Origin of the sequence: Pseudomonas sp. SIMBA_068 (assembly GCF_046534705.1) — a bacterium.
Taxonomy (GTDB): domain Bacteria; phylum Pseudomonadota; class Gammaproteobacteria; order Pseudomonadales; family Pseudomonadaceae; genus Aquipseudomonas; species Aquipseudomonas putida.
On record NZ_JAWRYI010001012.1, the window covers coordinates 1 to 255 of the forward strand.

At 62.0% G+C, this 255-nt stretch carries 1 protein-coding gene; it reads left to right on the forward strand.

What is annotated here, in order from left to right; all coding sequences use genetic code 11:
* A partial coding sequence (locus SB756_RS32485) for a hypothetical protein (protein ID WP_410913560.1) occupies positions 1 to 255 on the forward strand: 255 nt, incomplete at both ends.

Below are 255 nucleotides of genomic sequence, written 5' to 3' on the forward strand. Positions count from 1 at the left end.
CGCGAATCTCACGCCGCTGGACAGGAACATTGGTGGCCAGGTCAACGGCGCCGTCACACTGTACGGCGCGGGCGACTATGGTTCGTCGCTGGTATTCAACGCGAACGGCTATGCGCCGCGAATTCAAGCGCAGGCATCCAGTCGCCAGTTGATGATCGCGAACGCCGCCAATACTGCCGTCAATTTGGCGATTCAGGACAACGGCACCGTGAGTTTCCCTCGCGCACGGCCGAATTGGGCCGGCCTCACGCCATG